Annotated in this window: 20 protein-coding genes, 1 tRNA gene and 1 pseudogene; 14 read left to right on the forward strand and 8 right to left on the reverse strand. The window is 67.6% G+C overall.

Annotation, left to right across the window (positions count from 1 at the left end; genetic code table 11):
* Positions 1-18: 18 nt before the first annotated feature.
* Positions 19-1,299: an efflux RND transporter periplasmic adaptor subunit gene (locus tag ABD767_RS03335; RefSeq protein ID WP_103044525.1), complete on the reverse strand. Its 1,281-nt coding sequence runs from the start codon at positions 1,297-1,299 to the stop codon at positions 19-21.
* Positions 1,300-1,454: 155 nt separating this feature from the next.
* On the opposite strand from ABD767_RS03335, the gene ABD767_RS03340 reads away from it, so the two are divergent.
* The 6 genes and pseudogenes from ABD767_RS03340 to ABD767_RS03365 all read left to right on the forward strand — a co-directional run bounded on the left by ABD767_RS03340 (position 1,455) and on the right by ABD767_RS03365 (position 10,080).
* Complete coding sequence (locus ABD767_RS03340; protein ID WP_103044526.1) at positions 1,455-2,075, forward strand: TetR family transcriptional regulator; 621 nt, start codon at positions 1,455-1,457, stop codon at positions 2,073-2,075.
* A 341-nt stretch (positions 2,076-2,416) separates the two neighbouring features.
* Positions 2,417-2,492 (forward strand) — tRNA-Arg (locus ABD767_RS03345).
* Between the two features lie 370 nt (positions 2,493-2,862).
* On the forward strand, positions 2,863-5,658 hold the full coding sequence (locus tag ABD767_RS03350) for a DNA methyltransferase (RefSeq protein WP_103044528.1): 2,796 nt from the start codon (positions 2,863-2,865) through the stop codon (positions 5,656-5,658).
* A pseudogene (locus tag ABD767_RS03355) lies at positions 5,651-6,710 on the forward strand (PDDEXK nuclease domain-containing protein). Before ABD767_RS03350 ends, ABD767_RS03355 begins: the two are co-directional and overlap by 8 nt.
* Positions 6,711-6,806: 96 nt before the next feature.
* The gene (locus tag ABD767_RS03360) at positions 6,807-8,897 is read left to right on the forward strand and encodes a DEAD/DEAH box helicase (protein WP_103044529.1); all 2,091 of its coding nucleotides are present in this window, start codon (positions 6,807-6,809) and stop codon (positions 8,895-8,897) included.
* Positions 8,887-10,080 (forward strand): GIY-YIG nuclease family protein, encoded by a 1,194-nt coding sequence (locus tag ABD767_RS03365; RefSeq protein WP_103044530.1) that lies wholly within the window; start codon positions 8,887-8,889, stop codon positions 10,078-10,080. Before ABD767_RS03360 ends, ABD767_RS03365 begins: the two co-directional genes overlap by 11 nt.
* Positions 10,081-10,092: 12 nt before the next feature.
* On the opposite strand, the gene thiL is transcribed toward ABD767_RS03365, so the two are convergent.
* Genes thiL through apaG form a run of 5 tightly spaced genes read right to left on the reverse strand, consistent with a single transcriptional unit; the run spans position 10,093 to position 15,889 of the window.
* Complete coding sequence (gene thiL, locus ABD767_RS03370; protein WP_103044531.1) at positions 10,093-11,079, reverse strand: thiamine-phosphate kinase; 987 nt, start codon at positions 11,077-11,079, stop codon at positions 10,093-10,095.
* Positions 11,080-11,089: 10 nt separating this feature from the next.
* Positions 11,090-12,220, reverse strand: coding sequence for a YbdK family carboxylate-amine ligase (locus ABD767_RS03375; protein WP_344868198.1), 1,131 nt, complete (start codon positions 12,218-12,220; stop codon positions 11,090-11,092).
* Positions 12,217-13,479 (reverse strand): cation:proton antiporter domain-containing protein, encoded by a 1,263-nt coding sequence (locus tag ABD767_RS03380; protein WP_344868201.1) that lies wholly within the window; start codon positions 13,477-13,479, stop codon positions 12,217-12,219. Before ABD767_RS03380 ends, ABD767_RS03375 begins: the two co-directional genes overlap by 4 nt.
* Positions 13,476-15,485: a site-specific recombinase gene (locus tag ABD767_RS03385; protein WP_344868203.1), complete on the reverse strand. Its 2,010-nt coding sequence runs from the start codon at positions 15,483-15,485 to the stop codon at positions 13,476-13,478. Before ABD767_RS03385 ends, ABD767_RS03380 begins: the two co-directional genes overlap by 4 nt.
* A complete protein-coding gene (apaG, locus tag ABD767_RS03390) occupies positions 15,482-15,889 on the reverse strand; it encodes a Co2+/Mg2+ efflux protein ApaG (protein ID WP_103044535.1) in 408 nt (135 codons plus the stop codon). The genes ABD767_RS03385 and apaG overlap by 4 nt, the downstream gene beginning before the upstream one ends.
* A 70-nt stretch (positions 15,890-15,959) precedes the next feature.
* Between apaG and rpe the strand changes: the two genes are divergently transcribed.
* Positions 15,960-16,643, forward strand: a complete 684-nt coding sequence (gene rpe, locus ABD767_RS03395; RefSeq protein WP_344868206.1) for a ribulose-phosphate 3-epimerase — start codon at positions 15,960-15,962, stop codon at positions 16,641-16,643.
* 9 nt (positions 16,644-16,652) lie between these two features.
* Here the strand turns inward: rpe and ABD767_RS03400 are convergent, their stop codons facing one another.
* Positions 16,653-17,033: a hypothetical protein gene (locus ABD767_RS03400; RefSeq protein WP_344868208.1), complete on the reverse strand. Its 381-nt coding sequence runs from the start codon at positions 17,031-17,033 to the stop codon at positions 16,653-16,655.
* A gap of 58 nt (positions 17,034-17,091) precedes the next feature.
* Here ABD767_RS03400 and gph point away from each other — a divergent pair, with 58 nt between their 5' ends.
* On the forward strand, positions 17,092-17,835 hold the full coding sequence (gene gph / locus ABD767_RS03405) for a phosphoglycolate phosphatase (RefSeq protein ID WP_344868210.1): 744 nt from the start codon (positions 17,092-17,094) through the stop codon (positions 17,833-17,835).
* A 47-nt stretch (positions 17,836-17,882) separates the two neighbouring features.
* On the opposite strand, the gene ABD767_RS03410 is transcribed toward gph, so the two are convergent.
* Entirely contained in the window at positions 17,883-19,652 is a 1,770-nt protein-coding gene (locus ABD767_RS03410; RefSeq protein ID WP_103044538.1) for a methyl-accepting chemotaxis protein, read from the reverse strand.
* A 360-nt stretch (positions 19,653-20,012) separates the two neighbouring features.
* On the opposite strand from ABD767_RS03410, the gene trpE reads away from it, so the two are divergent.
* The 6 genes from trpE to trpC are packed head-to-tail and all read left to right on the forward strand — an operon-like array spanning position 20,013 to position 24,479.
* Positions 20,013-21,512, forward strand: coding sequence for an anthranilate synthase component I (gene trpE, locus ABD767_RS03415; protein ID WP_103044539.1), 1,500 nt, complete (start codon positions 20,013-20,015; stop codon positions 21,510-21,512).
* Positions 21,509-21,850, forward strand: coding sequence for a chorismate mutase (locus ABD767_RS03420; protein WP_103044540.1), 342 nt, complete (start codon positions 21,509-21,511; stop codon positions 21,848-21,850). The genes trpE and ABD767_RS03420 overlap by 4 nt, the downstream gene beginning before the upstream one ends.
* Positions 21,847-22,428, forward strand: coding sequence for a glutamine amidotransferase-related protein (locus ABD767_RS03425; protein ID WP_103044541.1), 582 nt, complete (start codon positions 21,847-21,849; stop codon positions 22,426-22,428). Before ABD767_RS03420 ends, ABD767_RS03425 begins: the two co-directional genes overlap by 4 nt.
* 52 nt (positions 22,429-22,480) lie before the next feature.
* Entirely contained in the window at positions 22,481-23,524 is a 1,044-nt protein-coding gene (gene trpD, locus ABD767_RS03430; protein ID WP_103044542.1) for an anthranilate phosphoribosyltransferase, read from the forward strand.
* Positions 23,521-23,673, forward strand: coding sequence for a hypothetical protein (locus ABD767_RS03435; RefSeq protein WP_344868217.1), 153 nt, complete (start codon positions 23,521-23,523; stop codon positions 23,671-23,673). The genes trpD and ABD767_RS03435 overlap by 4 nt, the downstream gene beginning before the upstream one ends.
* Before the next feature lie 5 nt (positions 23,674-23,678).
* Positions 23,679-24,479 (forward strand): indole-3-glycerol phosphate synthase TrpC, encoded by an 801-nt coding sequence (gene trpC, locus ABD767_RS03440; protein ID WP_103044543.1) that lies wholly within the window; start codon positions 23,679-23,681, stop codon positions 24,477-24,479.
* The last annotated feature ends 79 nt before the right edge of the window (positions 24,480-24,558 follow it).

Consider the following 24,558-nt stretch of genomic DNA (forward strand, 5'->3'; position numbering starts at 1 on the left):
GGGGCGTGCTCCGGTGGGTCAGGACTTGCTGGCGCCAGCGCCTGCGCTGCCGTCCGCGTTACCGTCCGCGCCGTCACCCGCGTTGCCATTGGCCGGCTTGGCCGGCAGCGTGTCGCCGCTGCCTGCGCCCGCCTCCACGGGCTGGACGACCATCGGCTGGCCGGGCGCCACGCGCGGCAGCTTCTGAAAGCCGTCGACCATCACCTTCTCGCCTGCCTTGAGGCCACCCAGCACCACCCAGTCGCTGCCCTGGCTGGGGCCCAGCTTGACCGGGCGCGGCGCCACCTGCCCGCCGTCTCCCACCACCATCACCGTGTCGGCCGTGGCCGATCGCGTCACCGCCTGCTGGGGCAGCAAAATGGCGTTGTCCACCTGCGCCTGCTCCAGGCGCACGCGCACATACAGGCCGGGCAGCAGGTCGTACTGCGGGTTGGGCACTTCGGCGCGCAGCGTCACCTGGCCGCTGGTCGCGTCCACCGTCAGGTCGGTAAACAGCAGGCGGCCCTTGTGGGCATAAATGCTGCCGTCCTCCAGCACCACGCTGACCTGCGCCGCGCCCTTGCCCGCCTGCTGGTACTTGCCGCTGGCCATGGCCGCGCGCAGCTTGAGCGCGTCGGCCGCCGACTGGGTGAAGTTGATGTACAGCGGGTTGATCTGCTGAATGACGGCCAGCTCGGTCGGCGTGCCCTGGCCGACGAGCGCGCCCTCGGTCACCAGTGCGCGGCCGATGCGCCCGGCAATCGGCGCCGTCACCGTGGCGTAACCCAGGTTGATGCGCGCCGTCGTCACCGCCGCCTTGGCTGCGGCCAGGTTGGCCTCGGAGGTTTTCTCTGCGGCCACCGCGTTGTCGTATTCCTGGCGGCTCACGGCATTGACCGCCACCAGCGGCTGGTAGCGCTGCGCCAGCGCACGGTTTTGCGCCAGGCTGGCCTGCGCCTGCGCGACGCTCGCCTGTGCCTGCTCAAGCGCCGCCTGGTAGGGCGCGCTGTCGATCAAAAACAGCGTCTGCCCGGCCTTCACGTCGCTGCCTTCGGTGAAGGTGCGCTTTTGCAAAATGCCCGCGGCGCGCGCGCGCACCTCGGCCACGCGCGACGCCTCCAGACGGCCGGGCAGCTCGTTGACCAGGCCGACCGCCGCGGGCGCCACGGTCACCACGCCCACCTGGGGCGCGGGTGGCGGCCCGCCCGCACCCTGAGGGGCAGCGTCGCGTTGGCCGCAGGCGGCAAGAAGCAGGGCGGCGGCGGCCGACAGGGCCAGGGCGCCGGTGCGCAGAGGGTTGGCGTTGTTGGTGCGGAACATGCAAGTCCTTTGGTGGCATCAGAGGCTGAGAGGCCAGACTCCGGAAGCCTGCCATAAGGTCAAACCCGGAGATCATTGTTCGAAAGCGCGCAATTATACATACATGCGTGAATGTATACTCAACTGCTTTCACTGTTTTCGGAGACATCAAAACCATGGCTCGCCGCACCAAGGAAGATGCCGATGCCACCCGCAATCGCTTGCTGGATGCGGCCGAATGCGTCTTTCATGAAAAAGGCGTCTCCAAAGCCTCGCTCAATGATATTGCGCAAGCCGCTGGCGCGACGCGCGGGGCCATTTACTGGCACTTCAAGGACAAGTTCGACCTGCTCGATGCCGTGATGGAGCGCCTGCGCCAGCCGCTGACGCTGGACTATCTGGACGTCGAGCCCGCCCCCGGCGTGCCTGCGCTCGAGTGCCTGCGCGCGATGATCGACGGCATCTTCGCCACCGTCGAAGGCGACGCCCACCTGCGCCGCGTGCTTGAAATTGCCATGTTTCGCGTGGAATACGTCGGCGAGCTCAGCGCCATGCGCGAGCGCCACCTCGACTCCCTGCTGCTCCTGCGCGAGCGTTTCGCACGCAACCTGCAGCAAGCCAGCCTGGACGCGGGCGTGCAGCTGCCCATAGACATCGCCGCCGCCGCCATCGGCCTGCAGGGGCTGTTCGACGGATTGCTGCAGGCGTGGATTCTGTCGGATGCCGGCTTCACCCTGCGTGCCCACGGCCGCGGCGCCGTCGACGCCTATCTGCGCGGCCTGGGCTTTGCGCTGTGACCCTAAATTCGGCAGTTGACCGCTTGCCACCTCCGATAAGGTCTTGTGGATAGAGCGTTTTTTGATTACGGCGTGGCTCGCCTTGCGGGTAACCGCGCTATGCACCCGCCAGCACCGCGCTCGCCACACCATGCGGCGTTGCTCCTCCTTGCGGGCAGTAGCCCGCTGCGTCGTCGCGCCTTGCCTGGCGCGCCGATCACGGCACTGGCAAGCGCATCCAACTACCGAATTTAGGGTGACCGGCGTGCAATAATGCGCGGCTGCCTGCATTCATGTGAATATCCATGCGGATATTCACATGAATGCCAGCGCAGCAAACGGGCGCACCGCGTGCGCTCCCAGCGGCTGTAGCTCAGTGGATAGAGTATCGGCCTCCGAAGCCGAGGGTCGTGGGTTCGATCCCCGCCAGCCGCGCCAAATACCAAGCTCACGCTCAACCCCTGCCGGGGAGCGCCGGCAGCACTTCTAAAACCCGCGTGCGCTTTCTTGATTAGCAAGCTGTCTCAGACTCCTTCCCCCTCTGGGGGAAGGTGGGGATGGGGGCTGCCTGCAGGCAGCCAAGCACATGCCCGAGCCAGCGTCGCTGGCCCCCGCTCCAGCCCTCCCCCAAAGGGGGAGGGAGCAAAAAAGCGCTTTGCTTCCCATCCCGATCTACGCTGGCACCGACTCACGAGGGTTATGTAGGGCATCCCTTGCCCTTGCTCTGGCGCGCGGCGCGCCATTGCACGGTTGCCGGCCGCAATAATGGGCGCCGCAATGCCTCTCGCCCCTCCCGTCCCTCTCGCCCATGAACCCCGTAGAAATTGAACAGGCCGTCTCCCTGCTGGCCGAGCAGCCCTTTGACCCGGCCGAGTTCGCCTACGCCTTTCTGGCCGCCTTCGGCAACAAGGAAACCACGCTCAAGCGTCTGCGCAAGGGCGGCACCAACGCCTCGGATCTGCCCGCAGGCGTCTTGCAGCGCAACAACATCCACATCGCCACCGCCGCCCCAGACCAGGTCACGGCCACCCTTGCCGCCCTGCGCGCCAGCCCCGCCACCACCCGGGCCAAAGCCAAATTCATCCTGGCCACCGACGGCGACACGCTGGAAGCCGAGGAACTGGCCGGCGGCGAGACCATCGCCTGCGCCTTCACCGACCTGCCCAACCACTTCGGCTTCTTCCTGCCGCTGGCCGGCATCAGCACCGCGCCGCAAATCCGCGAAAGCAGCTTCGACATCCGCGCCACCAGCCGGCTCAACCGGCTGTACGTCGAGCTGCTCAAGGACAACCCCGACTGGGGCCACGCCGCGCAACGCCACGCCATGAACCATTTCATGGCGCGGCTCATCTTCTGCTTTTTTGCCGAAGACACCGGCATTTTTCACGGCCAGCGGCGCTTTACCGGCACCATCGAGCAAATGAGCGCGCGCGACGCCAGCGACACGCACCAGGTGCTGGGCGACATCTTTTGCGCCATGAACACGCCGCTGCAAGAGCGCACCCGCAGCGGCCTGCGCCCCTGGGCCGACGCCTTTCCCTACGTCAACGGTGGGCTGTTCTCCGGTTCCCTGGCCGTGCCGCGCTTTTCGCGCATCGCCCGCTCCTACCTGCTGCACATCGGCAGCCTGGACTGGACGCGCATCAACCCCGACATCTTTGGCTCCATGGTGCAGGCCATTGCCGACGACGGCGAGCGCGGGCAGCTGGGCATGCACTACACCAGCGTGCCCAACATCCTGAAGGTGCTGAACCCGCTGTTTTTGGACGAGCTGCGCGCCAAGCTGGACGAGGCGGGCGACAACCCGCGCACCCTGCTCAATCTGAAGAAGCGCATCGCCCGCATCCGCGTGTTCGACCCGGCCTGCGGTTCGGGCAACTTCCTGGTCATTGCCTACAAGCAGCTGCGCGAGATCGAGCACGCCATCCATGAACGGCGCGGCGAGGCCGGGCGCAAGAGCAGCATTCCGCTGACCAATTTCCGCGGCATCGAGCTGGCCGACTTTTCCGCCGAGATCGCCCGCCTGGCGCTGGTGATTGCGCAATACCAGTGCGACGAGCGCTACCTGGGCCAGCAAGAGGCGCTGATGGTCTTTCTGCCCCTGTCCAGCCAGAACTGGATCACCTGCGGCAACGCGCTGCGCCTGGACTGGCTGGGCATTTGCCCGCCGACGGGCAGCGGCGTCAGGCTGACGGCCGACGACTTGTTTGCAACGCCGCTTGACCAGGCGCAGATCGACTTCGAGAACGAGGGCGGCGAGACGTTTATTTGCGGTAATCCGCCGTACAAGGGAAGTCAAGGGCAAACAGGTGAACAGAAGGCTGACCTGCAAGCTATTTTTGAGAGCTACACCAAGGGGTGGAAGTCACTCGACTATGTGGCAGGCTGGTTCATGAAGGCCGCCGACTACTGCAACAGAACGCCCGCCGTTGCGGCTTTTGTCTCGACCAACTCCGTCTGCCAAGGCCGCCAGGTCGCACCACTGTGGTCGGCCGTCTTCTCCACCGGCTGCCAGATCGACTTTGCCCACACCAGCTTCAAATGGGCCAACCTGGCGGCGCACAACGCCGGGGTGACGGTGGCCATCATTGGCATCAGCACTCAACTGCGCAGCCCGTGCCGCTTGTTTACGCTGGATGAAGATGGCCAAACAACCGAACGCCAGTGTGAACACATCAACGCCTATCTGGTCGCAGGCGCAGACGTCGTAGTCGAGGCGCAATCAGAACCCATGAGCGGACTTAATTCCATGAACTTCGGAAGCATGCCGAATGATGGTGGCGGTCTCTTGCTTACCGCACAAGAAGCGAACGATGCCATCCAAAAGCATGGCGTGGACGGTCAATACATCCGGCGGTTCGTGGGATCGGAAGAATTTATCCAGGGCAAAGAACGCCGCTGTATTTGGGTGTCACAGAGCAGTAGCGCCGCCGCACGGAAAAGCGACTGGTTGGCCAAACGTTTTGATGCGGTTTACCTGCAGCGCATGGCGTCATCTCGACCGACAACCAAGGAACTCGCGCATGTGCCCTACCGTTTCGGTGAGGTACGGCAAACCGGAGCGGAGGCTGTACTCATTGTGCCGATTCATTCAAGCGAGTTGCGCGCGTACTTGCCCGTCGGATTGCTTCCGCCGGGCGATATCGTTTCGAATGCGGTGTATGGCTTGTTCGACGCCCCCCTCTGGAACCTCGCCCTCATCGCCTCGCGCCTGCACTTGGTCTGGATCGCCACCGTTTGCGGCAAGCTGAAAACCGACTTTCGCTACTCCAACACCCTGGGCTGGAACACCTTCCCCCTGCCCCCGCTCACCGAAAAAAACAAGGCCGACCTGACGGCCTGCGCCGAGGGCATTCTGCTGGCGCGCGAGGAGCACTTTCCGGCCACCATTGCCGAGCTGTACGCACCAGGCGCCATGCCCGCCAACCTGCGCGCCGCGCACGAGCGCAATGACGAGGTGCTGGAGCGCATTTACATCGGCCGGCGCTTCAAGAACGACACCGAGCGGCTGGAAAAACTGTTTGCGCTGTATACCGAGATGGCGGCGGGTGTGGGCCGGATGCCCGGCAAACCGACGCAAAAAAAGGGAGCGTGGCATGAGTGACAAGCCCGTCAAACTGACCCCCGCGCCCGACGGCTACGCGGGCTGGCTGGCTGAACTGAAAACGCAAATCCATGACGCCCAGCAGCGCGCGGCCCAAGCGCTCAATCTTGAGCTGGTCATGCTGTATTGGAGAATCGGCTACGCCATTTTGGAGCGGCAAGACCGGCAGGGCTGGGGTGCAAGAGTGGTCGACCTGTTTGTCACAGGACTTGCGCTCGGCATTTCCCGAGATGCAGGGGTTTTCGGTCCGCAACCTGAAGTACATGCGTGCTTTCGCCCTGGGCTGGCCCGATCTGCAATTTGTGCAGCAGGTGTTGCACAAATTGCCCTGGGGCCACAACCTGGTTTTGCTGGACAAGCTGCCCGGCCCAGAAATCCGGAAATGGTATGCGGCCAAGGCGATCGAGCACAACTGGTCGCGCAATGTGTTGGTGATGCAGATTGAAACCCGTTTGCTGGAGCGCAGCGGCAAGGCTGATACCAACTTCGCGCTGACTTTGCCCAGGCCACAGTCCGACCTGGCACGTGAATCGCTGAAAGACCCGTATCGCCTGGACTTTCTCGGTCTGAGCGATGCAGCGCAGGAGCGCGCGGTGGAAGGCGCGCTGGTCAAGCACGTCACCGACTTCCTGCTGGAGTTGGGCGCGGGCTTTGCCTTTGTGGGCCGGCAGGTGTTGCTGGATGTGGGCGGGGATGAATTTTTCATCGACCTGCTGTTCTATCACTTGAAACTGCGCTGCTATGTGGTGATTGAACTCAAGGGTGGCAAGTTCAAGCCTGAGCATCTGGGCCAATTGAGCTTTTACCTGACGGCTGTGGATGAGCAGGTGCGCCACCCGCAGGACAATCCGACCATTGGCCTGCTGCTGTGCAAAACCAAGAACAAGGTGGTGGCCGAGTACGCCCTGCGCCAGAACCGGCAGCCGTTGGGTGTGGCCGAATACCAGCTGGTTGAATCCCTGCCGGCAGAGCTGCAAACCAGCCTGCCCAGCATCGAGCAGATCGAGCGTGAACTGATGCACGACGATGGTGATGAGCGTGGGAGCCCATGAACCTTGTGTCAAGAAAGTCGCGTTTCTTCACCATGACCCTGTCCCTCATGTTTGATTCGGCCCCGAAATCGAACATGAGGTTCACAAAACTGTCCCATGACTGAGCCATCCTCTCTCCATCCAGGCCGCGCCGATGCCGTCCCTTCTGTTTCCGTCACCTACGCCCGCACCGGCCGCTCTGCCCAGGCCAACGAGCTGGGCATGCGCCCCATGCAGGAGCGCGCTTTTGAAAAGCGGGGCGAGCAGTACCTGCTGATCAAGTCGCCGCCGGCCTCGGGCAAAAGCCGGGCGCTGATGTTCATCGCGCTCGACAAGCTGCACCGCCAGGGCTTGAAGCAGGCGCTGATCGTCGTGCCCGAGAAAGCCATTGGCGCCAGTTTTCACTACGCGCCGTTGAGCCAATTTGGCTTCTGGGCCGATTGGCGCGTTGAGCCGCGCTGGAACCTGTGCGATGCGCCAGGCACCGACGACGGCGGCAAGGTGGGCGCCGTGGGCGCGTTTTTGGCCGGCGACGACCGGGTGCTGGTGTGCACCCACGCCACGTTTCGCTTTGCCGTGGAGCGCTTTGGCGCGGCGGCGTTCGATGAGCGGCTGATTGCGGTCGATGAGTTTCACCACGTCTCCAGCAACCCCGACAACCGCCTGGGCGCGCAGTTGGGCGAGATCATCGAGCGCGACCGGGCGCACATCGTCGCCATGACGGGTTCGTACTTTCGCGGCGACGCCGAGGCCGTGCTCTCGCCCGCCGACGAGGCGCGTTTTGACACCGTGACCTACACCTATTACGAGCAGCTCAGCGGCTACGCGCATCTGAAGCGGCTGGACATCGGCTACTACTTTTACTCGGGCTCGTATGCCGACGACATCCTGAAGGTGCTCGACCCTGGCGAGAAGACCATCGTCCACATTCCCAGCGTCAACTCGCGCGAGAGCAGCAAGGACAAGATCCGCGAGGTCGAGCATCTCATCGAGGCACTGGGCCAGTGGCAGGGCAGCGACCCGGCGACGGGTTTTCAGCTGGTCAAGACGCTTGATGGCCGCGTGCTGCGCATTGCCGACCTGGTGGACGACGACCCGGCCAGGCGCGAGAAGGTGGCCGCCGCACTGAAAGACCCGGCGCGCAAGAACGACCGCGACCACGTGGACATCATCATCGCCCTGGGCATGGCCAAGGAGGGCTTCGACTGGATTTGGTGCGAGCACGCGCTGACGGTGGGCTACCGCTCCAGCCTGACCGAGATCGTGCAGATCATCGGCCGCGCCACGCGCGATGCGCCGGGCAAGGCGCGGGCGCGCTTCACCAACCTGATTGCCGAGCCCGACGCCAGCGCGCAGCTGGTGACCGAGGCGGTGAACGACACGCTCAAGGCCATTGCCGCCAGCCTGCTGATGGAGCAGGTGCTGGCGCCGCGCTTCGAGTTTCGGCCCAAGTGTGCGGACAGCGGGCCGCAGCCGAGCCTGGACTATGGCGAGGGCGGGTATCAACCGGGCCAGTGCAACGTGGGCTTCAACGTTGAGACGGGGCAGATGCAGATCGAGATCAAGGGTCTGGTCACGCCCGCCAGCCCCGAGGCCAGCCGCATTTGCCGCGAAGACTTGAACGAGGTGATTGCCAGCTTCGTGCAGGACAAGACCAGTGTGGAGCGCGGGCTGTTTGACACCGAGCTGGTGCCCGAGGAGCTGACGCAGCTGCGCATGGGCAAGATCGTGCGCGATAAATACCCCGAACTGAGCGCCGAAGATCAGGAGGCGGTGCGCCAGCACGCCGTGGCGGCGCTGAATCTGACGCAGCAGGCCAAGCAGTTGTTGCTGGCGGGCGGCACGGCGGACGCGGTGGGGGCGGCGGGCAGCACGGCGCTGATCGACGGCGTGCGCCGCTTTGCCATGGACGTGCGCGAGCTGGACGTGGACTTGATCGACCGCATCAACCCCTTCAGCGAGGCCTACGCCATTTTGGCCAAGAGCATGAGCGAGGACAGCCTGCGCCAGGTGGCGGCCGTCATTGGCGCACGGCGCACCCAGCTCACGCCCGACGAGGCGCGGGCGCTGGCCGTGCGGGCCGCGCAGTTCAAGCGCGAGCGCGGGCGCCTGCCCGCCAGCGCATCGAGCGACGCCTGGGAGCAGCGCATGGCCGAGGGCGCGGCCGCCTTCATGCGCTTCAAGAAAGAGGGGCGCTATGAGCAGTGACATGGATCTGGACGCGCTGGCCGACGAGCTGGCCGACTTTGCCGCGCCCGACAAGAAGACCGGGCGCACCGCGCGCGAGGAACGCATCGTGGCGGGCTTCGAGGACATTCAGCGCTTTGTGGCCCAGCACGGCCGCGCGCCGCGGCATGGGGCCGATGGCGACATTTTCGAGCGCCTGTACGCCGTGCGCCTGGAGCGCCTGCGCGCGCAGGACGACTGCCGCGCGCTGCTGGCGCCGCTGGACCACCAGGGCTTGTTACAGGGCGATCCATACGTGCAGGCGGCGGACGGCGCTGCTCCCGACGACCCCGATGACGACGCCTTGCTGGCCGATCTGGCCGGCATGGCCGATGCCACGCAGGAGATCACCACCTTGCGCCACGTGCGCAGCCACGCCAGCGTGCAGGCGGCCGAGGAGGTGGCCGAGCGCGAACCCTGCGCCGACTTCGAGCGCTTTGCGCCTTTGTTCGAGCAGGTGCAGCAGGAATTGAAAAGCGGCGTGCGCCAGACCCGGCCGTTTGTCCGCGACGCGAGCATCGAAGCCGGCCAGTTCTTCATTCTGGGCGGGCAGACGGTGTACGTCGCCGAGGTGGGCGAGACCCTCAAGGCGCCCAACGGCGAAAACGATGCGCGCCTGCGCGTGGTGTATTCCAACGCCACCGAAAGCAATCTGCTGCGCCGCTCGTTGCAGCGCGCGCTGTACAAGGACGACGCCGGACGGCGCATCACCGACCCCGACGCCGGCCCGCTGTTTGCCGATGCGATCGATGAGGGCGACAGCGAGAGCGGCACCATTTACGTGCTGCGCAGCCTGTCGTCCAACCCCTACGTGGCCGAGCACCGCGCGCTGATCCACAAGATTGGCGTGACTGGCGGCAAGGTGGCGGCGCGCATTGCCGGCGCCGCGCACGACGCCACCTATCTGCTGGCCGACGTGGAGGTTGTGGCCACCTACAAGCTGGCCGGCATACGCCGCACCGGGCTGGAAGCCTTGCTGCACCGCATTTTTGCCCCGGCGCAGCTCGACCTGGCGATTGCCGACCGCTTTGGCCACCCGGTCAAGCCGTGCGAGTGGTTTTTGGTGCCGCTGCAGGCCATAGACCAGGCGGTGGCGTGCATTCGCGACGGCTCGATTACGCGTATGCGCTATGACCCGCAGCGGGCGATGCTGGTGGATCGGTAACTTTGGGCGTTTTCAGCGCGCCGGCGCGAAGTGGTCGAACGAAGCGAAGCGGCCGGCCACCGGCGCCCCCTGGCCGTCGACCAGCCGCAGGCCGCGCTCGGCGGTGATGGCGCCGATGCGCGTGACGGCGGTGGCGCTGCGCTGGGCGGCCGCCTGCACCTGGGCGCGGCGTGCCGGCGGCGCGGTAAAGAGCAGCTCGTAGTCGTCGCCGCCGGCCAGCGCGCAGTGCAGCCAATCGTCTTGGGTCAGCGCGGACATTTGTGTACTCCAGGGCGCGGTGCTGACGCGCAGCGGTGCGCTGGCGGCGTCGACATCGACGCATGCGCCCACGCCCGAAGCGCGCAGGATGTGGCCCAGGTCACCGAGCAGGCCGTCGCTCACGTCCAGCGCGCTGCTGGCCAGGCCGCGCAGTTGCAGGCCTAGCGCGACGCGCGGCGTCGGGCGCTCCAGGCGCGGGCGCAGTTGCGCCAGCACGCCAGCGGGCAGCTGCCATTCGCCGCGCAGCGCACCCAGCGCCAGCCGTGCCTGGCCGGGCGCGCCGCTGACCCACAGGTCGTCGCCCGGCTGCGCGCCGCTTCTGCGCAGCGTGTCGCCCGCGGGAACCTCGCCAAAAATGGTGATGCAGATGGTGAGCGGCCCGGCCGTGGTGTCGCCGCCGATCAGCTCACATTGGTGCGCGTCGGCCAGCGCCAGCAGGCCGCCGGCAAAGCCCTGCAGCCAGCGCTCGTCGGCGGCAGGCAGCGCCAGCGCCAGCGTGAAGGCCAGCGGCCGCGCGCCGCAGGCGGCCAGATCCGACAGGTTGACGGCCAGCGCCTTGTGGCCCAGCGCCTCGGGGTCGACGTCGGCAAAGAAGTGCCGGCCCTCGATCAGCATGTCGCTGGAGACGGCCAGCTGCATGCCGGGCGCCGGCGCCAGCAGCGCGCAGTCGTCGCCCACGCCCAGCGCCACGCGGCGCGCAGGGCGCGTGAAGTAGCGCGCGATGAGGTCGAACTCGCCCATTAATCTGGATTTAAGCCTGGGCCTGGGGCGCGCGAAAGCGCTGCGCCGCCTGGCGCGTGACTTCGGCCAGCAGCTGCTCGCGGCCCATCACGTCGCGCAGCCAGCGCGCGTCGTTGCGCCCGGCCTGCACGTCGCCCTTGAGCTGCTGCAGCATGGGCAGCGCGCCCAGCGGCTCGGCGTGGGGCGCAATGCGCTCGAAGGTCTGCAGCAGGTGGTCGCGCAGCGGCAGGTGCTCGCCGCTGGCCGGGTCGACGTAGACCGCATCCAGCCCGAAGCGGCAGGCCTGGAATCGGTTGTAGGTGTAGACGAGGTAGTCGTCCTCCTGCGGCGCAAACGGCTGCTCGGCCAGGAACCAGGCGGCCAGCGACTGCACGAAGGCGGCCAGCTGCGCGGCGCGCTCGATCGACAGCGGCGTGTCGAAGACGCGGATTTCTATGGTGCCGAACTCGGGCTTGGGGCGGATGTCCCAGTAGAAGTCCTTCATGCTTTTGACCACGCCGGTGCGCGTCATCTTCTCGAAGTACTGCCTGAATTCGTCCCAGGTCAGCACGCAGGGCGCGCGCCCGGACAGCGGGAAGGCGAACACCGAATTGAGCCGCGCCGAGTCGAACTGCGTGTCGTGCGCCTGCACGAAGGGGCTCGATGCCGACAGCGCGATGCAGTGCGGGATGAAGCGGCTCATGCGGTGCAGCATCAAGAGCGCGGCGTCGGCGCTGGGGCAGCCGATGTGCACGTGCTGGCCGAAGATGGTGAACTGCTTGGACAGGTAGCCGTATAGCGTGGACAGCTCCTGGAAGCGCGGCTTGTCGTAGATGCGCCGCTCGTGCCACTGCTGGAAGGGGTGGGTGCCGCCGCCGGCCACCGCGATGTTGAGCTTGTCGCCGCATTGCACCAGCGCGTCGCGGATGCGTGCGAGCTCGGTGAGCACCTGGCTCGCCGACTGGCATACGCCGGTGGAGACCTCGATCATGCTGTTGGTCATCTCGGGCACGACGGTGCCCGGCAGGTCGATTTTCTGCATCAGCCGCAGCATGTCGGCGGCGTACGGCGCCAGGTCGTAGTCGTGCGTGTTGACCAGCTGCAGCTCCAGCTCCACGCCCAGGCTCAGCGCCTCGGAGTGTTGAAAGGCCCCCAGGCTCATGGCTGTTCTCCCGGCACGTTGGCGCCGTCGGTGGGCGCCGGCGCGGCCCAGGGCTTGGCGCTTTCGCCCACCTTGTAGATGGCGACGGCGGCGGCGATGGCGCCCAGCACCTCCATCAGCAAGATGGCCGGCAGCGCGACAGCGGCGATCTGCGCGCCGTGCGCCGGTGTGGCGCCGGCGTAGCGCTGCGCGGTCACCAGCAGCGCGACGGCCGACATCGGCGCCAGCGCTCCGGCGGTCCACAGCGCCTGGCGCCAGCTGGCGCCGCTGCCGACATTGGCCAGGCCCACGCCCAGCGCCTTGCCGGCCAGGCGCGCCACCAGCAGCGCCAGCACGGCGCCCGCCACCAGCGCGCTCCAGTCGACCTGCGCGGCGACGGTGGCCACCAGCACGAACATCAGCAGCGTGACCAGCGACGCGGCCGTGCCCATCTGGCGCGGCCAGGCCCAGGGCCGCGGGTGGATCTGCTTGAGCAGCATGCCGCCCAGCAGCGCCGCCAGCGGCGCAGAGCCGCCCAGCGCCGGCGCCAGCGCGGTGGCCGCCGTGAGCAGCAGAAGCAGCAGCAGCGCGGTGCTCTCGCTGGTCGGGCTCATGAAGCGCAGCGCCGCGCGCAGCAGCAGTGCCAGCGCCGCACCCACGACAACCGACGCGCCCAGCACCATGAGCACCGCGCCCAGGCCGGCCAGCCAGCCGGCGCTGCTGTGCAGTGCCATGCCCGCCTGCGCGCTGCCCAGGGCCAGCGCGTACAGCGCCGACAGCGTCGACAACACGATGGTGCGCTCGGTCACCGGGCCGGAGGCGCGCGTGTCGGCCACCACGCGGGTGAGTACGGTGGGCGAGGCCGCCACGGCCACCAGCGCCAGCGCGCTGGCGACCTGGGCGGGCAGCGCCAGCCAGCGCATCGTCAGGTAGACGGCGGCAAAAGAGAGCAGCGATTCGGCCAGGCTTTGCGCGAGCACCATGGGGTTGTGGCGAAACCAGCGCAGCGGAATGCGTCCGGCGCATTCGAACAGTACCAGCGCCACGCCCAGCTCGATCACGAAGGCGGCCATGCCGTGCAGCGGCCACAGCGGCGCGCCAAAACCGGCCAGGCCGGCCAGCGTGCCCACCAGCGTGTAGCCCACCACCTTGGGCAGGCCGCTGGCGCGCTGCAGCAGGTAGCCGCCCGCGCAGGCGGCGGCCAGCAGCAGCGCCCATTGCAGCGCCACCAGCTGCGGCACGGTGGCCGACTGCTGCCAGAAATGAGTCCAAGCGTTCATGCGGTTTCCTTCGCGGCGGGGGTGCGCTGGCGCAGGGGCAGGAAGAACGACGGCGCATGTCGCCACAGCCGACGCAGCAGCGCCCGGTAGATGCGCGAGCGGTCGACGCTGCCCACATTGTGCGCGCGCAGCGCCACGCGGAATGCCATATAGAAGCTGACGATGACGTTGATCGCGCCATTGAAGGGAATCATGGCAGCAGCCCACCAGAACAGCGGCTCGTGCAGCACCTGCAGGCCCAGCGATGCGGCGGCCACGCCCATCTGACCGCTGGACAGCGTGACGTGGCGCACCTCCAGCCCCAGGCCGAAAAAGCCGGCAAAGGCCGGCGCCAGCCCGAGCATGAAGCCCAGCGAGGTGTTGGAGGCGAAGCCGGAGATGTTCTCGCGCAGATAGTGGCCCCAGCGCTGCGCGCGACTTGCGCCCAGCGCCCGGGTGACGCGCGGGTTGTAGGCAATCGCCGTGTCCAGGCGGTGCAGCACGAACCAATTCTCCACCCAGCCGGCGACGATGCTGGACGCAAACAGCAGCACGCCGGTGAACGCGGCAAACAAGAGCGATGGCCCGAGCAGGTGCAGCGACGCCAGCGTGTCGAGCGCGTGGCCGGCGTCGATGGCTGGCTTGCCCGTCGCCTGGCCGTACAGCCAGGCCAGCGCCAGCCCGGCCGGAAACACCAGCAGCACGTTGCCCAGCACCGCGGCCACCTGCGAGCGCACCAGGTAGGTGACCTTGTCGACGAACTCCTCCACCGCCTCGTCGCTGCTCAAGTCCTTGAGCTCGGCGGCCATGGCCGGCGCGGTCATCGCCGGCTGCTTGGTGGCGATGGTGAAGTGCAGCAGCTGGATGAGCACGAAGCTGATCGCGTAGTTGATGCCCGCGGCCAGGCCGCCGAAGAAGATGGACAGCGGCAGCGCCATCAGCCCGAACTTGATCAGCGTGGTGAAGCCCATGACCGCGCCGCCGCCGGCGGCCATGCGCACCATCTCCAGGTATTCGCGCGGCGTGCGCGTGATGTAGTGCTCGCCGGTTTCGGCGCTGCGCTCGGCCACCTTGGCCGCCAGCAGCGACGAGTTGGTCGCCAGCAGCGCGCGCAGGCTGCGTCGGTCCAGCCCGATGACGACCAGGTGCGACAGCAGCCGCGCGCCGGTGGCCAGCGGGCGCTCGGACAGCAGGCATTCGAGCAGCTCGCGCACGCGCAGGATGCGCGAGCGCAGCTGGCGCAGGCGAAACACCAGGCCGACCGAGATGCCGTTGTCCTCGAAGTGCGCATACACCGTGTTGACCGCGGCGCGGCAGGCGTCCAGGTGCTCGCGCAGCTGCGCCACCGCCTGCTCCAGCCGGTCGCTGGTGCGCAGCGGGTGCAGTACCTCCACGCGCAGGCTCTCGGCGTCGCGCACCAGCGCGTGAAAGGGCTGCTCGGCGCGCGCCTCGTCGCTCATGCGCAGGCGCAGCTCGGGCGCAAAGCCGGTCGCCAGGATTTGCCCGGCGCAGTAGGTGATGGCGTCCAGCAGCGCGCGCTGCCACAGGCTGGCGCTGGCCTGCGCCTGCTCGGGCGTGGGCGCCAGCGTATGGCGCAGGCGGGTGAGCAGATCGGCGTCCAGCGCCGCCAGCCAGCGCGCGTCGAACGCGTGGCCCAGCGCCAGCATGAACAGTTCGCTGGCGTCCTGCGTGTCGGGGCTGGTGGGCAGCAGCTTGGTGCGCAGGCGCTCCATCATCTCGCTGGCCATCGATGTGCGCTGGGCAAAGCCGAAGTCGGCCAGCAGCGTCGTGATGTCCAGTCCCTGCACCACCGCGGCCCACCAGGCCTGCATGCGAATGCGCAGCGGCGCCGACTGCTCCAGCGCGGTGACCAGCTGGCCGGCGCGCTGCACCGCGGCTTCGACGCTGCGCGCGTCGCCGCGCACCCAGGCCAGCAGCGCAATCAGTTGCAGGTGGCGCTGGGCGGGCGCGGCCGCCGGATCGATGGCCTGCAGCAGCGGGCCCAGCTCGGGGGCGGCGCGGCTCAATGGAGCACCCTGTCGTGAGGGGGCGCGTCGGCGTCGTCCTGGGCCATCGCGTCCAGCACGAAGGCGGCGACCGGGCAGTCGAAGGTCTCGCCTTCGCTGCTGACGCACAGATAGCTGCCCTGCATGCTGCCGCTGGCCGTCTGCAGCTGGCAGCCGCTGGTGTACTCAAAGGTCTCGCCCGGCTGCAGCAGCGGCTGCTGGCCGACCACGCCCAGGCCGCGCACCTCTTGCACGCGCCCGCGCGCGTCGCGCACGACCCAGTGGCGCGCAATCAGCTGCGCCGCCTGGTTGCCGGTGTTGGTGATGCGAATCGTGTAGGCGAAGGCGTAGACGCCGTCGGCTGGAGACGACTGGTCTGCCAGAAAGCGGGGGCGCACATGCGCTTCGAAACGGGAAACTGCCATGGCGGCAATGGTAATGGCACCACGGGCATGCGGGGTAAGAGCGTGCTCTCAGGCTGCGACAATTGCGGCCATGAGCCCCTCCACCTACCGCATCGCTCCCTCCATTCTGTCGGCCGACTTTGCCCGCCTGGGCGAGGAGGTGCGCGACGTCATCGCCGCCGGCGCCGACTGGATCCACTTCGACGTGATGGACAACCACTACGTGCCCAACCTGACCTTCGGCCCCATGGTCTGCCAGGCGCTCAAGCCCCACGCGGTCACGCGCGAGGGCCAGGCGGTGCCGATCGACGTGCACCTGATGGTGCAGCCGGTCGATGCGCTGGCGCAGGCGTTTGCCCAGGCCGGGGCGGACTACATCAGCTTCCATCCAGACGCATCCGGCCATGTGCACCGCAGCGTCCAGGCGATACGCGCTGCCGGCTGCAAGCCGGGGCTGGTCTTCAACCCGGCCATGCCGCTGGACGTGCTGGACTGGGTGATCGACGAGATCGACCTGATCCTGCTGATGAGCGTCAACCCCGGCTTTGGTGGCCAGAGCTTCATCGACAGCACGCTGCGCAAGGTGGAGGCCGCCAGAAAGCGCATCGAGGCCTCGGGCAGGGACATACGCCTGGAGGTCGACGGCGGCATCAAGACGGACAACATCCGCCGCGTGGCCGATGCCGGTGCCGATACCTTTGTCGCCGGCAGCGCGATCTTTGGCAAGAGCGATTACAAGATGGTGATCGACACGATGCGCACGGCGCTGGCCTGAGAGGGTGTATCAGGGCTGGGTCGTGATGGTGCGCACCGACTCGCGCAGCAGGCCGCCGCCCTGCACCGAGCCCTCGACCTGGGCGCCTGCGCCCATGCGGTCGAGGCAGTCGGCGCGGTCGTCGCGGCTTTTGAATACGTCGCAGCGGCGCAGCGCATTGGCCTGGTAGGTGGCGGCGTCGGCGCTGGTGAGCTGGCCGGCGCGCGCGGCCTGGTCGGCGGCGCCGGCCTCGCGCAGGCAGGTGGCGCGGGCGTCACCCGCCAGTGCCTCGCAAGCGGCCTTGTCGCGCGCATAGGTCTGCTGTATTTGCGCCGGCGTGGCGTTTTGTGCTGCGGCGCAGCATGAGAACGCCGCAGCGGCCACAATCAGGGACAGACGTGACACAAGCATGATCGAACCTCAGGGTTTTCGAGCGTCGGTATGTTGAACCTGCTACCAATGTAGCGCCATGAGTGAGGACATGGAGATGGATGTGCAAAGCAGCACCCGCGCGCCCGTTCGGGCCGCGATGATCGACCTGGACGGAACGCTGGTGGACACCCTGGGCGACTTCGTCCAGGCGCTGGGCCTGATGCTGGACGACCTGCAATTGCCCGCCATCGAGGCGCAGCAGGTCGCGCGCATGGTGGGCAAGGGCTCGCAGCACCTGCTGCGCAGCGTGCTGGCGCAGGTGTTGCAGGTGCGCGACGCCGACGACGCGCCCGCCGCGCTGGTCGACGCGCTCTACCCCCAGGCCTGGCGCCAGTATCAGCACCACTATGAAGAGATCAACGGCCGCTACGCCAGCGTCTACCCCGGCGTGGTGCAGGGGCTCACGGCGCTGCGCGCCGCCGGCCTGCCGCTGGCCTGCCTGACCAACAAGCCGACGGTGTTTGCCCACCAGCTGCTGCGCGCCAAGGAGCTGGCGGGGTTTTTCGACCATGTGTTCGGCGGCGACGCGTTCGAGCAGAAAAAGCCCGACCCGATACCGCTCATCAAGACCTGCGAGGCGCTTGGTTTTGCGCCGGCGCAGGTGCTGATGGTGGGCGACTCCAGCAACGACGCGCAGGCTGCGCGCGCCGCCGGCTGCCCGGTGGTGCTGGTCACCTACGGCTACAACCACGGCGAGCCGGTGCGCGCGGTGGACGCCGACGGCTACGTGAACGCGCTCCAGGAGCTGGTGCCGATGTGGGCCTGCGCGCTCGTCGAGTAGCGCTTGCGCGGGCTTCCTGCGCGGATCGCGCAGCTGGAGCCCGCGGGTCAGAAGCTTTCCCAGTCATCCTCCCCGGCAGTCGTCGCCGGCGTGGCAGCGACCGGGGCCGCCTTGGCAGGCGCGGACAGCACGGATGCGGACTTGCCCGCCGCGCGCACCGTCGGCTTGGCGGGCGCTGCGGCTTGCGGTGCGCGCTTTGGGATGGTGCGCGGCGCGACGGCCGGCGCCGGTGTGGCGGTGGCTGATGGCGACGGGTGCGGCGCCGCAGCATGGGCATGTCCCGCGAGCTTGAATACGGACACGGCCTGCACCAGATCGCCCGCCTGCTGGCTCAGGCTGCTGGAGGCGGCAGAGCTTTCTTCCACCAGCGCGGCATTTTGCTGCGTGGCCTGGTCCATCTGGGTGATGGCCTCGCCCACCTGCGCTACGCCACTGCTTTGCTCGCGGCTGGCGGAGCTGATCTCGCCCATGATGTCGGTGACGCGGCGGATCGAGTGCACCACCTCGCTCATGGTGCTGCCGGCCTTGTCGACCAGCTGCGAACCCTGCTCCACGCGCTGCACGCTGTCGGTGATGAGCTGCTTGATCTCTTTGGCAGCGGAGGCAGAGCGCTGGGCCAGGCTGCGCACCTCGCTGGCCACCACGGCAAAGCCGCGGCCCTGCTCGCCGGCGCGCGCTGCCTCCACGGCGGCGTTGAGCGCCAGGATGTTGGTCTGGAAGGCAATGCCGTCGATCACGCCGATGATGTCGGCGATCTTGTGGCTCGATTCGTTGATGCCGCGCATGGTGTCCACCACTTCGGCGACCACCTCGCCGCCCTGCACCGCAACGGTGCTGGCGGTCATGGCCAACTGGTTGGCCTGGGCTGCGCTGTCGGCGTTCTGGCGCACGGTGGCGCCCAGCTCTTCCATCGACGCGGCGGTTTCTTCGAGCGCGCTGGCCTGGGACTCGGTGCGCGCAGACAGGTCGTGGTTGCCCTGTGCGATCTGGGCGCTGGCCGTGGCCACGCTCTCGGCATTGCCGCGCACGCCCGCCACCACGCGGATCAGGCTGGCCTGCATGTGGTGCAACGCGCCCAGCAGGGCGGCGGCCTCGTCGCGGCCCTGGGCCTCGATGGGCTGGGTCAGGTCGCCCTCGGCAATCTGGCCGGCGTGGTGCACGGCCAACTGCAGCGGGGCGGTGATGGAGCGGCTCAGCACGAAGGCCGCGCCCGCGCCCAGCAGCAGGGCCAGCACCGCGGCGGCGATGAGGATCATGCGCCCGCGCGAGGCCTCGGCCACGGCCAGGTCGCGGGTCTGCTCGTACAGCATCAGCTGGCGCGCCTCGAAGGTCGTCAGAGCCTGAATATAGGCATCGGACAGGGACTTGAGTTGGCTGTCCACCAGGGACGCGACGTTTTCGCCCGCGGCCTTGCGCTTGAATATTTCGGCGCGCGGCGCGCGATAGGCCTCCCGGGCCTTGTCGATGTCGGCGAGCATGCGGCGCCCTTCGTCGGACTCTACCAATCGCTCCACTACCTTGCGCGCCACATCCACGCCCTTGGAGGTTTCGGTCATTTCCGCATTCCAGGCGGCCAGGCGGTCGGTGTCCTGGTCCAGCAGGGCGGCGCGCGTGCGTATCCAGTTCTGGTCAATGCCCTGGCGCCATTGCACCGCGGCCCTGAGGCGTTCGTTGTCGGTGCTGGTCAGCTGCTGGGTTTCGGCGGCCAGGGTTTGCAGGCGCCAGATGCCGATACCGGCGATGACTGCCGTGATCAGCAGTACCAAACCAAAGGACAGGGCCAGGCGGGTACTGACCTTGATGTCGTTGAATCGCATGGAAATCCCTTTGTTTGTATTGGTTGCAAATAAATGTATCAACAAGTGTGCCATGTCGTTGAAATCCCTGGAGGCGGGTAAGCCGGTGATTCAACGTTCTTTTGCCTGGGTCGGCGTTTGTTCGGGGGGTGCTTTGCTACACTTTGCGCCCATGTTCATTCACCGCACGTTCATCACAGGTCGCAGCGACCGGGGGGCCTGGCCCTGGCGGTGGCCTGCTGTCGTGACTGCCTGAGCGCACGCGCCACCAGCGTGCACCCGCGGCCCTGGCGCACGCCGTTCGTGCTTTAGCCCCGGCCACTTTGCCCGAATGAACCCGGCGGCCCCTGGCGGGCCGTCCGATCTGGGAGACTCCCCCCTGTGATCACCGAACTCGAATTCAAGAGCCTGACGGCCCAAGGCTACAACCGCATTCCGCTCATCGCCGAGGCCTTTGCCGACCTCGAAACCCCGCTGTCGCTCTACCTCAAGCTCGCCCGCGGCGCGGGCGACGGGCGCAACAGCTTTCTGCTCGAATCCGTCGTCGGCGGCGAGCGCTTCGGGCGCTACAGCTTCATCGGCCTGCCGGCGAGCACGCTGCTGCGCGCCAGCGGCTTTGGCTCAGCCGCACGCACCGAGGTCGTCACCGACGGCCAGGTGGTCGAAACCCACGCAGGCAACCCGCTGGACTTCATTGCCGACTACCAGAAGCGCTTCAAGGTGGCGCTGCGCCCGGGTCTGCCGCGCTTTTGCGGCGGGCTGGCGGGCTACTTCGGCTACGACGCGGTGCGCTACATCGAGAAGAAGCTCGAAGGCAGCTGCCCGCCCGACCAGCTCGGCTGCCCCGACATCCTGCTGCTGCAGTGCGAGGAGCTGGCGGTCATCGACAACCTCTCGGGCAAGCTCTACCTGATCGTCTACGCCGACCCGGGCCAGCCGGAAGCCTACGCGCGCGGCAAAAAACGCCTGCGCGCGCTGAAGGAGCAGTTGCGCTACTCGGTCAGCGCGCCGCAGGTCAAGGCCAGCGAAAACCACCCGGCCGAGCGCAGCTTTGCCAAGGCCGACTACCTGGCCGCGGTGGAGCGTGCCAAGGAGCTGATCGCCGCCGGCGACTTCATGCAGGTGCAGGTGGGCCAGCGCATCCACAAGCGCTACACGCAGGCGCCGCTGTCGCTGTACCGCGCGCTGCGCTCGCTCAACCCGTCGCCCTATATGTATTTCTACGACTTCGGAGACTTCCAGGTCGTCGGCTCCAGCCCCGAGATCCTGGTGCGCCAGGAGGCGGTGGAGGAGGGCACCAAGGTGACGATCCGCCCGCTGGCCGGCACGCGGGCCCGCGGCAGCACGCCCGAGAAGGACAAGGCGGCCGAGCAGGAACTGGTGGGCGACCCCAAGGAGCGTGCCGAACACGTGATGCTGATCGACCTGGCGCGCAACGACATCGGACGCATTGCAAAGACAGGCAGCGTGAAGGTGACCGAGGCCTTCGCCGTCGAGCGCTACAGCCATGTGATGCACATCGTCAGCAACGTCGAGGGCATTCTGAACGAGGGAATGACCAGCATGGACGTGCTCAAGGCGACCTTCCCGGCCGGCACGCTGACCGGCGCGCCCAAGGTGCACGCGATGGAGCTGATTGACCAGCTGGAGCCGACCAAGCGCGGCCTGTACGGCGGCGCCTGCGGGTATCTGAGCTACGCCGGCGACATGGACGTGGCGATCGCGATCCGCACCGCCATCGTCAAGGACGGCATGCTCTACGTGCAGGCGGCGGCTGGCGTCGTCGCCGACTCTGTGCCCGAGCTGGAGTGGAAGGAGACCGAACACAAGGCGCGCGCACTTTTGCGCGCCGCCGAACTGGTAGAGGAAGGACTGGAATGACCCGCGCCATCGACAAAGTGCCGCACTGCAACACCATGGCCGAGGTGCGCGCCGGCGTGAATGCGCTGGACGATCTGCTGGTGCCGCTGCTGGTCGAGCGCAGCGGCTACATGACCCAGGCCGCGCGCGTGAAGAACGACGAGAGCCTGGTGCGCGACGAGGCACGCATCGAGACCATCGTGCAGCGCGTGCGCGCCAAGGCGCTGGCGCAAGGGGGCGACCCGGCGTTGATCGAGCGCATCTACCGCGCGCTGATGGAGTGCAGCATCGCCTACGAGCACGACGAACTGGCGCGCCTGCGCGCCGCGGGACTGGCGCCCAAAAAGGAGCACGCATGAAAGTCCTGATGGTCGACAACTACGACAGCTTTACCTACAACATCGTGCAGTATCTGGGCGAACTGGGCTGCGAGGTGCTGGTGGTACGCAACGACGAGCAGCCGCTCGAAGACGTGGTGGCGCTGGTCGAGCGCGAGGGCGTGCAGCGCATCGTCATCTCGCCCGGGCCGTGTTCGCCGGCCGAGGCGGGCATCTCGGTCGCCGCCATCGGGCATTTCGCCGGCAAGCTGCCGGTGCTGGGCGTGTGCCTGGGCCACCAGGCCGTCGGTGCGGCGTTTGGTGGGCGCATCGTGCGCGCGGGCCAGCAGATGCACGGCAAGACCAGCGTCATCACCACCGACGAGAAAGGCGTGTTCGCCGGCCTGCCGCGCCAGTTCACGGTCAACCGCTACCACTCGCTGGTCATCGAGCGCGCCACGCTGCCCGACTGCCTGGTGGTGACCGCCACCAGCGAGGACGGCGAGATCCAGGGCGTGCGCCACAAGACGCTGGCCGTCGAGGGCGTGCAGTTCCACCCCGAGAGCATCCTGACCGAGCATGGCCACGCGATGCTCAAAAATTTTCTGGAACAGGCGTGAAGTGTGGGCGCAGGCATTGCACCGCGCCGTACGGCCACAGCAAGAGACAACCATGAACCCCATCACCGCGCAAGAAGCGCTGCAGCGCACCATCGAGCACCGCGAGATCTTTCATGACGAGATGCTGCACCTGATGCGCATGATCATGAGCGGCGAGCTGTCGCCGGTGATGACCGCGGCGCTGATCACCGGGCTGCGGGTCAAGAAGGAGACGATCGGCGAGATCACTGCCGCGGCGCAGGTGATGCGCGAGTTCTCCACCAAGGTGCAGGTGGCCGACACGCGCCATCTGGTGGACATCGTCGGCACCGGCGGCGACGGTGCCAATACCTTCAACATCTCGACCTGCGCCACCTTCGTCATCGCGGCGGCCGGCGGCAAGGTCAGCAAGCATGGCGGGCGCGGCGTGTCGAGCAAGTCCGGCAGCGCCGACGCGATGGAGGCGCTGGGCGCGCACATCAACCTCGCGCCGGCGCAGATCGCCGCTTGCATTGCCGAGGTCGGCATCGGCTTCATGTTTGCGCCCAACCACCACCCGGCGATGAAGAACGTGGCGCCGGTGCGCCGCGAGCTGGGCGTGCGCACCATCTTCAACATCCTGGGGCCGCTGACCAACCCGGCCGGCGCACCCAACATCCTGATGGGCGTGTTCCACGAGGACCTGGTCGGCATCCAGGTGCGCGCGCTGCAGCGCCTGGGCGCCGAGCATGCGCTGGTCGTCTACGGCCGCGACGGCCTCGACGAGATCAGCCTGGGCGCGGGCACGCGCGTGGGCGAGCTGAAGGACGGCGTGGTGCGCGAGTACGAGATCCACCCCGAGGACTTCGGCCTGCGCATGGCCGGCACGCGTGCGCTGCGCGTGGAGACGCCCGAAGAGTCCAAGGCCATGGTGCTGGACGTGCTGCAAGGCAGCCAGGGCCCGGCGCGCGACATCGTCTGCCTGAACGCCGGCGCCGCGCTGTACGCCGCCGGCGTGGCCGACAGCATTGCCAACGGCCTGGCGCGAGCGCAGCAGGCGCTGGACAGCGGCGCCGCGCTGGCGCGCCTGGAAGCGTTTGCCGCCTGCACCCAGCGACTGGCGCAACAAGCCGCATGAGCCTGCTCGACGCCCCCATCTGGCGCGACGCAGGTACCTGGATCGTGCTTGGCGTGTCGCTGCTGTTCATCGTCGTCGGCGTGGCCATGTCCTTCGTCATCCGCAAGGTGCTGCGCGCGCCGCCACCGAACCAAGAACCCAGGGAATGAATGCCATGACCGACATCCTGCAGAAAATTTGCGCCACCAAGGCCGAGGAAGTGGCCGCCGCGCAAAAACGCATGCCGCTGGCGGCAATGCGCGCCGACGCCGAGAGCCGCGTGCTGACGCGCGACTTCGAAGGCGCGCTGCGCGCCAGGATCGCCGCCGGCCAGGCCGCGGTGATTGCCGAGGTGAAAAAGGCCAGCCCGAGCAAGGGCGTGATCCGCGAGGACTTCATCCCCGCCGACATCGCGCAAAGCTACGCCGAGGGCGATGGCAAGGTGAGCGCCGCCTGCCTGTCGGTGCTGACCGACCGCCAGTACTTCCAGGGCCGGCCCGACTACCTGAAGCAGGCGCGCGCCAGCTGCACGCTGCCGGTGCTGCGCAAGGATTTCATGGTCGATCCGTACCAGATCTACGAGTCGCGCGCTTTTGGAGCGGACTGCGTGCTGCTGATCGCCGCCTGCCTGGATGACGCGCAGATGCGCGACTTCGAGCAGATTGCCCATGGCCTGGACATGGCGGTGCTGGTCGAGGTGCACGACGCGCGCGAGATGGAGCGCGCGCTGCGGCTGAAGACGCCGCTGGTGGGCGTGAACAACCGCGACTTGCGCAGCTTCGAGGTGCGGCTGGAGACGACGCTGGCGCTGCACAAGGAGGTGCCGCCCGACCGCCTGCTGGTGACCGAATCGGGCATTGCCACGCAGGCGGACGTGGCGCGGCTGCGCGCGGCCGGCGTGCATGCATTTCTGGTCGGCGAGGCCTTCATGCGCGCGCCCGATCCGGGGCTTGCGCTGGCGCAACTGTTCGGCTGACGCCGCCGGCTGCCAGGGCTCGATAGAGTGGCGCCTGCATGGCGCAGCCCGATAATGCTCGTTCCACGGTGCGCTGCCG

Source organism: Comamonas faecalis (assembly GCF_039538025.1).
Lineage (GTDB): Bacteria > Pseudomonadota > Gammaproteobacteria > Burkholderiales > Burkholderiaceae_C > Comamonas_C > Comamonas_C faecalis.

Excerpts from the sequence above, each read along its gene's own strand:
- ABD767_RS03335 (WP_103044525.1), bottom strand. The coding sequence starts at position 1,299 with ATGTTCCGCACCAACAACGCCAACCCTCTGCGCACCGGCGCCCTGGCC.
- ABD767_RS03340 (WP_103044526.1), top strand. The coding sequence starts at position 1,455 with ATGGCTCGCCGCACCAAGGAAGATGCCGATGCCACCCGCAATCGCTTG.
- ABD767_RS03350 (WP_103044528.1), top strand. The coding sequence starts at position 2,863 with ATGAACCCCGTAGAAATTGAACAGGCCGTCTCCCTGCTGGCCGAGCAG.
- ABD767_RS03360 (WP_103044529.1), top strand. The coding sequence starts at position 6,807 with ATGACTGAGCCATCCTCTCTCCATCCAGGCCGCGCCGATGCCGTCCCT.
- ABD767_RS03365 (WP_103044530.1), top strand. The coding sequence starts at position 8,887 with ATGAGCAGTGACATGGATCTGGACGCGCTGGCCGACGAGCTGGCCGAC.
- thiL (WP_103044531.1), bottom strand. The coding sequence starts at position 11,079 with ATGGGCGAGTTCGACCTCATCGCGCGCTACTTCACGCGCCCTGCGCGC.
- ABD767_RS03375 (WP_344868198.1), bottom strand. The coding sequence starts at position 12,220 with ATGAGCCTGGGGGCCTTTCAACACTCCGAGGCGCTGAGCCTGGGCGTG.
- ABD767_RS03380 (WP_344868201.1), bottom strand. The coding sequence starts at position 13,479 with ATGAACGCTTGGACTCATTTCTGGCAGCAGTCGGCCACCGTGCCGCAG.
- apaG (WP_103044535.1), bottom strand. The coding sequence starts at position 15,889 with ATGGCAGTTTCCCGTTTCGAAGCGCATGTGCGCCCCCGCTTTCTGGCA.
- rpe (WP_344868206.1), top strand. The coding sequence starts at position 15,960 with ATGAGCCCCTCCACCTACCGCATCGCTCCCTCCATTCTGTCGGCCGAC.
- ABD767_RS03400 (WP_344868208.1), bottom strand. The coding sequence starts at position 17,033 with ATGCTTGTGTCACGTCTGTCCCTGATTGTGGCCGCTGCGGCGTTCTCA.
- gph (WP_344868210.1), top strand. The coding sequence starts at position 17,092 with ATGAGTGAGGACATGGAGATGGATGTGCAAAGCAGCACCCGCGCGCCC.
- ABD767_RS03410 (WP_103044538.1), bottom strand. The coding sequence starts at position 19,652 with ATGCGATTCAACGACATCAAGGTCAGTACCCGCCTGGCCCTGTCCTTT.
- ABD767_RS03420 (WP_103044540.1), top strand. The coding sequence starts at position 21,509 with ATGACCCGCGCCATCGACAAAGTGCCGCACTGCAACACCATGGCCGAG.
- ABD767_RS03425 (WP_103044541.1), top strand. The coding sequence starts at position 21,847 with ATGAAAGTCCTGATGGTCGACAACTACGACAGCTTTACCTACAACATC.
- trpD (WP_103044542.1), top strand. The coding sequence starts at position 22,481 with ATGAACCCCATCACCGCGCAAGAAGCGCTGCAGCGCACCATCGAGCAC.
- ABD767_RS03435 (WP_344868217.1), top strand. The coding sequence starts at position 23,521 with ATGAGCCTGCTCGACGCCCCCATCTGGCGCGACGCAGGTACCTGGATC.
- trpC (WP_103044543.1), top strand. The coding sequence starts at position 23,679 with ATGACCGACATCCTGCAGAAAATTTGCGCCACCAAGGCCGAGGAAGTG.